The following is a 6,309-nucleotide window of genomic DNA, read 5'->3' on the forward strand; positions in this document are numbered from 1 at the left end:
CGATCGCGGCGACCTCCTCCTCGGCCGCCGTCAGACCGGCGAGGATGCCGGCGCCGTGCCGGACCAGGGCCTCGCCCGCCTGGGTGAGGCGCATCTCGCGGCCGGTGCGGATCAGCAGCGGGGTGCCGACCGAGCTCTCCAGGGCCTTCATCTGCTGGCTGACGGCAGGCTGGGTGCAGCCCAGCGCGCGCCCGGCCGCCGAGAAGGAGCCGGTGGCGGCAACGGCGCGCAGCACACGGAGATGTCGGGCCTCGATCATGCGCCGAGCATAAGCCTGCCTTGGGTGTGCGGGTGAATAATGCGCCGCATCTTTGAGGCGCTCTCGCCTACCGTGGCGTCATGAAGCTTCTCTCGCTGAATCTGGGCCGGGCCACGGCCGTGCCGTACACGGACCAGCCGGACGGCGTGACGGGGATCGACAAGCGGCCGACCGACGGGCCCGTCCGGGTGAGCGCGCCCGGTCCCAAGGGGATCGCCGGGAGCGGTCTCGCCGGGGACACGGTGTGTCATCTGCGCCACCACGGCGGCGACGACCAGGCGGTGTACGCGGTCGCGCGCGAGGATCTCGACGACTGGGAGCGGGAGTTGGGGCGCCCGCTCGGCAACGGCTCCTTCGGGGAGAACCTGACGACCCTGGGTCTCGACGTGTCCGGCGCGCTGATCGGCGAGCGCTGGCGGATCGGTTCCGAGGTGGTCCTGGAGGTCACCTGCGGGCGGATCCCGTGTCGTACGTTCCAGGACCATCTGGGCGAGCGGGGGTGGGTGAAGCGGTTCACCGTAAAGGGTGCGCCGGGGGCCTATCTGCGGGTGATCGAGCCCGGTGAGATCCAGGCGGGGGACGCGATCGAGGTCGTGCACCGGCCCGGCCACGACGTGACGGTGGCCCTGCAGTTCCGGGCCGTGACGACCGAGCGGGCGCTGCTGCCGCGGCTGCTTCCGGCGGGCGAGGCGCTGCATCCGGAGTCCCTCGCGCAGGCCCGGAAATATGTCGCGGAGCACGCGGGCTGACCTGCCGTCACGGCCTCTTCGACGCCTTGTTCGACACGTGTTCGTCACGGATCGGGAGGGCCTGTGCAGAGATCTGGCCCGGTCGCCCCGGGTCACTAATCTTGCGCCATGACAACGGCATTGATTACGGGATCGACCGCGGGGATCGGTGCCGCGTTCGCGCGGCGGCTCGCGGCGGACGGGCACAACCTCGTGCTGGTGGCGCGGAACACCGAGCGGCTCGGCGAGCAGGCGACCGAACTGCACGACCGGCACGGCATCGAGGCGGAGGTGCTGACCGCCGACCTCGCCACGGACGAGGGCATCGAGACGGTGGCCGCCCGGCTCGCGGACCGCAAGAACCCGGTCGACCTGCTGGTCAACAACGCGGGCTTCGGCAACAAGGGCCGCTATCTCGACGTACCGATGGCCGACGAGCTGAAGATGCTCAAGGTGCACTGCGAGGCGGTGCTGCGGCTGACCAGCGCGGCGACCGAGGCGATGCGGGAGCGCGGGCGCGGCGGTGTCGTCAACGTGGCGTCGGTGGCGGCCTTCGTACCGCGCGGGACGTACGGCGCGTCGAAGGCGTGGGTCGTGCAGTTCACGCAGGGGGCGGCCAAGGACCTGGCGGGCAGTGGCGTACGGCTGATGGCGCTGGCGCCCGGCTTTGTGCGGACCGAGTTCCACGAGCGGGCCGGGATGGGCACGGACAACATCCCGAACTGGATGTGGTTGGACGCCGACAAGCTGGTCGCGGCGGCGCTAGCGGATCTGGCACGCGGCAAGTCGCTGTCGATCCCCGACCCGCGCTACAAGGCGCTGATGGGCCTGGTGAAGATCACTCCGCAGGCGGTGCTCGGCGGGATCACGTCGAAGACCGGGCGGAAGTACGGGCCGCAGTGACGGCAGCCGCCCCGCTGACAGTGACACGAAGGCCCGGCTCCCCCAGAGGGGTGCCGGGCCTTCGGTCTGCTGTTACGGGTTCACCGACTCGCGTCAGTGGGAGTGGCCGTGGCCGTGACCACCGGCGGCCGGCTCCTCCTCTTCCTTCTTCTCGACGACCAGGGTCTCGGTCGTGAGGAGCAGGGAGGCGATGGAGGCGGCGTTCTCCAGGGCGGAGCGGGTGACCTTGACCGGGTCGATGACGCCGGCCTTGACCAGGTCGCCGTACTCGCCGGTCGCGGCGTTGAAGCCCTGGCCGGGCTCCAGGTCGGCGACCTTGGCGGTGATGACGTAGCCCTCAAGGCCCGCGTTCTCGGCGATCCAGCGCAGCGGCTCGACGACCGCGCGGCGCACGACCGCGACACCGGTGGCCTCGTCGCCGGTCTTGTCGAGGTTGCCGTCCAGGACCTTGGCGGCGTGGACCAGAGCGGAGCCACCACCGGAGACGATGCCCTCCTCGACCGCGGCGCGGGTCGCGGAGATGGCGTCCTCCAGACGGTGCTTCTTCTCCTTCAGCTCCACCTCGGTGGCGGCGCCGACCTTGATCACGCACACGCCGCCGGCCAGCTTCGCGAGGCGCTCCTGGAGCTTCTCGCGGTCCCAGTCGGAGTCCGTGTTCTCGATCTCGGCCTTGATCTGGTTGACGCGGCCCGCGACCTCGGAGGAGTCGCCGGCACCGTCGACGACGGTCGTGTCGTCCTTGGTGACCGTCACGCGGCGGGCGGAGCCGAGCACGTCCAGGCCGACCTGGTCGAGCTTGAGGCCGACCTCCTCGGCGATGACCTGACCGCCGGTGAGGGTGGCGAGGTCGCCGAGCATCGCCTTGCGGCGGTCGCCGAAGCCGGGGGCCTTGACCGCGACCGCGTTGAAGGTGCCGCGGATCTTGTTCACGACCAGGGTCGACAGGGCTTCGCCCTCGACGTCCTCGGCGATGATCAGCAGCGGCTTGGAGGCGTTGGCCTGGATGACCTTCTCCAGCAGCGGCAGCAGGTCCTGGATGGAGCTGATCTTGCCCTGGTGGATGAGGATGTACGGGTCTTCGAGGACCGCTTCCATCCGCTCCTGGTCCGTCACGAAGTACGGCGACAGGTAGCCCTTGTCGAAGGCCATGCCCTCGGTGAAGTCCAGCTCCAGACCGAAGGTGTTGGACTCCTCGACGGTGATGACACCGTCCTTGCCGACCTTGTCCATCGCCTCGGCGATGAGCTCGCCGACCTGGCTGTCCTGCGCGGACAGACCGGCGACGGCCGCGATGTCGGCCTTGTCGTCGATGGGCCGCGCGGTGGCGAGCAGTTCCTCGGAGATGGCCTTGACAGCGGCGTCGATGCCCTTCTTCAGGGCGGCCGGGGAGGCACCGGCGGCGACGTTGCGCAGGCCCTCGCGTACGAGCGCCTGGGCGAGCACGGTGGCGGTGGTGGTGCCGTCACCCGCGATGTCGTTGGTCTTGGTCGCCACCTCCTTCACCAGCTGGGCACCGAGGTTCTCGTACGGGTCGTCGAGCTCGACCTCGCGGGCGATGGTGACACCGTCGTTGGTGATGGTGGGGGCGCCGAACTTCTTGTCGATGACGACGTTGCGGCCCTTGGGGCCGATCGTCACCTTGACCGTGTCGGCAAGCTTGTTGACGCCGCGCTCGAGGGCGCGACGGGCGTCCTCGTCGAACTTCAGGATCTTCGCCATGGGAGCGGTTCAGCCCTCTCGGAAAACGTGGGTGAAACGAACTACGCCCCTGACGCCCGGCTTCATAAGGTCGCGGGGGCCAGGGGCGCAGCTCACATACAGAGTGTTCTTGAAGTGAATTACTTCTCGATGATCGCGAGCACGTCGCGAGCCGAGAGGACGAGGTACTCCTCGCCGCTGTACTTCACTTCGGTGCCGCCGTACTTGCTGTACAGCACGATGTCGCCGGTCTTCACGTCGAGCGGAAGCCGCTCGCCGTTCTCGAAGCGGCCCGGGCCCACGGCCAGGACGACGCCCTCCTGGGGCTTCTCCTTGGCCGTGTCCGGGATGACCAGGCCAGAGGCCGTGGTCTGCTCGGCGTCGAGCGGCTGGACCACAATGCGGTCCTCAAGCGGCTTGATGGCAACCTTGGAGCTGGTGGTCGTCACGATCCGACCTCCCCCTTCGGAGATCTCACGGGGTTAACTGTCTGAGGTGGCGACCAGGTGGATCCGTCGTCGCGGGTGCCGGACCTGCCCGTCGCTATTGGCACTCTCCAGGGGGGAGTGCCAGGTCTGAGACTATGACTGCGATTAGCACTCGGTCAAGCGGAGTGCCAATGCCTGCGGCGCTTGGGCGGAATTTCTGTGACCGTTGGCTGTGGTTGCCGCCCCCTGGGGGCTGCGCCCCCAGACCCCCGCTTCGGCCTGGACGGCCTCGTCCTCAAACGCCGGACGGGCTGATGGTGCCGACCGGCGTTCGAGAGGCCCTAGTCCGCCGTGCATCCCCAGTAGCCGATCTCCGCCGGCTCGCCGTCGCGGTAGAGGATCGTGCACCGGCCTGTTCCACGGCCCGGGAAGGACGCGGCCCCGCTGCGGAGCGCGGCGGTCCAGCGCTCGCGGGTGGGGCTGCCCTCCGGTGCCCAGTCGCGCACCTCGTCCTCGGTCAGGGGTCGCATCATGGCGAAGTCGTCCCCGGACGCGGCGTCGATGAGGGCGTAGAAGTCGAGCACGGAGGACGTGCCGCCCGTCAGGATGTGCTCCCGCCAGCCGTCGTCCTCCCACAGATCGACGATGTCCCGCCCCGGGAACCCGTGGTCGTCCTTGGCCAGTTCCTGTTCCTGCGCCTGCCGGAACGCCGACTGCAGATCCCTCTGGTACGGCCCGGTGGAGGTCCACTCGTTGCCACCCATCGCAAGGCCCTTTCCGCTCACCGCCGTTCGACGTGCGCGGCAGGCTATCCGGGGCCACTGACACCAACGGGACCGGTCCTAGAGGTAGTCCTCCAGGCGGCCCACCGTCAGGCCCTGTCCCTGGATGCCGCGCAGCAGTCCGGCCGTGCTGTCGGTCGGGGCGATGCGGACGATGTCGCCGGGGGTGAGGCGGTGGGCGCCTCGGGCGTAGGTGAGGGTTCCGGTTGTCGTGGAGGCCCGCCAGAGGACCAGTGCGGAGATGCCGCAGTCGGCGGCGGCTCGGCGGGTCGTCATGTCGTACGTGCCGTAGGGGGGCCGGAGCAGGCGGGTCCGGCGGCCGCAGATCTCGGTGCGCTGGGCGTCGTAGGGCAGGCCCGCGACGGGGCGGCTGTCCTGGGCTGTGCCGAACTCGGTGACGGGCAGGCGTAGTTCGCGGACCATGTCGGCGAAGCCCGGGTCCGGCCGCGCGCCCGCGTCGTGGTCGTAGGTCAGGAACACGACCTTGTCGTGGGTGCGGACGTGGTCGACGACGGGTGGGAGGCCCGGGCCCGCCGAGCGGGCGGGGGGTCCCGGGGACGGTTTCGGCGCGGGGGCCAGGGGGGCCGTCAAACCCCAGTGGCGGTACGGCTGTTCGGGGGCCGGGCCGTGTGGGTGCACGCGCTGGGCGGCCTTCTTGCCGAGCCGTTCGATGGGGTCGACGGACTGGGCGCAGCCGGTGAGGAGGGTGGCCGCCAGGGCGACGGCCACCGGTACCCGGACCCTCACAGGTAGTCCTCCAGGCGGGCCACCGCGTAGCCCTCGGCCGTGACCTTGCCGAGGAAGCGGCGCATGTCGTCGACCATCGTGCCCTTCCAGTCCGCACGGCCCCGGAAGTGGGTCAGGACGATGTCTCCGGGGTGCAGGGACCGGTCGTCCTCGCGGTACTCCCAGTGGTCGACGTACACCTCCTCGTCCCAGATCGGTGCGTACTTGACGCCGCAGGACTTGGCGGCGACGAGGGTGTCGTGGTTGTAGTTGCCGTAGGGCGGCCGGAAGACCGTCGGGGCCTTGCCGAACTGCTTCTTCATGATGTCCTGCATGCCGCAGATCTCGCGCTTCTGCTCGGCGTAGGACAGGCCCGGCAGGTACGGGTGCGTGAGGGTGTGGTTGTTGAGCGTGTGGCCCTCGGCCTGCATCTTCTTGAAGTAGCCGTAGTCGTCCTTGACCAGGTAGTTGCTGAGGAAGGCCGTGTACGGGATCTTCAGGTCGCTCATCATCCGCAGGAACGCGGGGTCCTTGTTCTCGCCGTCGTCGATGGTGAGGAAGACGATCTTCTGCTTCGTGGGGATCGTCGTGAAGACCGGCGGGAGGTTCAGCTCCTCCTGATCGTCCACCTCGAAGCCCTTGCGCGCGGTGATCTCCGGCTTGTGCGCGGGCGCCGGTGGAGCCTGGAGCGGCACCTTCGCCAGTCCCCAGCGTTTCGCGGCGGCGACCCGGGCGGCGTAGGCGGCGCGCAGCCTGGTGGCGTAGGAGTCGAGCGCGCGGGCCGG

Annotated in this window: 8 protein-coding genes; 2 read left to right on the forward strand and 6 right to left on the reverse strand. The window is 69.6% G+C overall.

Annotated elements, in window-relative coordinates; genetic code table 11:
* Positions 1 to 259: LysR family transcriptional regulator (locus tag R6V09_RS43040; RefSeq protein WP_317886928.1), on the reverse strand; the 259-nt coding region annotated here is incomplete at its 3' end.
* An 80-nt stretch (positions 260 to 339) separates the two neighbouring features.
* Between R6V09_RS43040 and R6V09_RS43045 the strand changes: the two genes are divergently transcribed.
* Positions 340 to 1,008, forward strand: coding sequence for an MOSC domain-containing protein (locus R6V09_RS43045; RefSeq protein WP_317886929.1), 669 nt, complete (start codon positions 340 to 342; stop codon positions 1,006 to 1,008).
* A gap of 108 nt (positions 1,009 to 1,116) precedes the next feature.
* Entirely contained in the window at positions 1,117 to 1,890 is a 774-nt protein-coding gene (locus R6V09_RS43050; RefSeq protein ID WP_317886930.1) for an SDR family NAD(P)-dependent oxidoreductase, read from the forward strand.
* 93 nt (positions 1,891 to 1,983) lie between these two features.
* Here the strand turns inward: R6V09_RS43050 and groL are convergent, their stop codons facing one another.
* From groL to R6V09_RS43075, 5 genes are all read right to left on the reverse strand, one after another.
* Positions 1,984 to 3,609, reverse strand: a complete 1,626-nt coding sequence (gene groL, locus R6V09_RS43055) for a chaperonin GroEL (RefSeq protein ID WP_317886931.1) — start codon at positions 3,607 to 3,609, stop codon at positions 1,984 to 1,986.
* 119 nt (positions 3,610 to 3,728) lie between these two features.
* Entirely contained in the window at positions 3,729 to 4,037 is a 309-nt protein-coding gene (groES, locus tag R6V09_RS43060) for a co-chaperone GroES (protein ID WP_019066754.1), read from the reverse strand.
* Between the two features lie 320 nt (positions 4,038 to 4,357).
* Complete coding sequence (locus tag R6V09_RS43065; protein WP_317886932.1) at positions 4,358 to 4,780, reverse strand: hypothetical protein; 423 nt, start codon at positions 4,778 to 4,780, stop codon at positions 4,358 to 4,360.
* A gap of 78 nt (positions 4,781 to 4,858) precedes the next feature.
* On the reverse strand, positions 4,859 to 5,545 hold the full coding sequence (locus tag R6V09_RS43070) for a hypothetical protein (protein WP_317886933.1): 687 nt from the start codon (positions 5,543 to 5,545) through the stop codon (positions 4,859 to 4,861).
* On the reverse strand, positions 5,542 to 6,309 hold a 768-nt coding region (locus tag R6V09_RS43075; protein ID WP_317886934.1), incomplete at its 5' end, for a polysaccharide deacetylase family protein. The genes R6V09_RS43070 and R6V09_RS43075, both read right to left, overlap by 4 nt.

The sequence above is a fragment of the Streptomyces sp. W16 genome (assembly GCF_033194735.1).
Taxonomy (GTDB): domain Bacteria; phylum Actinomycetota; class Actinomycetes; order Streptomycetales; family Streptomycetaceae; genus Streptomyces.

Bases quoted from the DNA above. Each gene is read 5' to 3' on its own strand.
- R6V09_RS43050 (WP_317886930.1), top strand. From the start codon at position 1,117: ATGACAACGGCATTGATTACGGGATCGACCGCGGGGATCGGTGCCGCG.
- groL (WP_317886931.1), bottom strand. From the start codon at position 3,609: ATGGCGAAGATCCTGAAGTTCGACGAGGACGCCCGTCGCGCCCTCGAG.
- R6V09_RS43065 (WP_317886932.1), bottom strand. From the start codon at position 4,780: ATGGGTGGCAACGAGTGGACCTCCACCGGGCCGTACCAGAGGGATCTG.
- R6V09_RS43045 (WP_317886929.1), top strand. From the start codon at position 340: ATGAAGCTTCTCTCGCTGAATCTGGGCCGGGCCACGGCCGTGCCGTAC.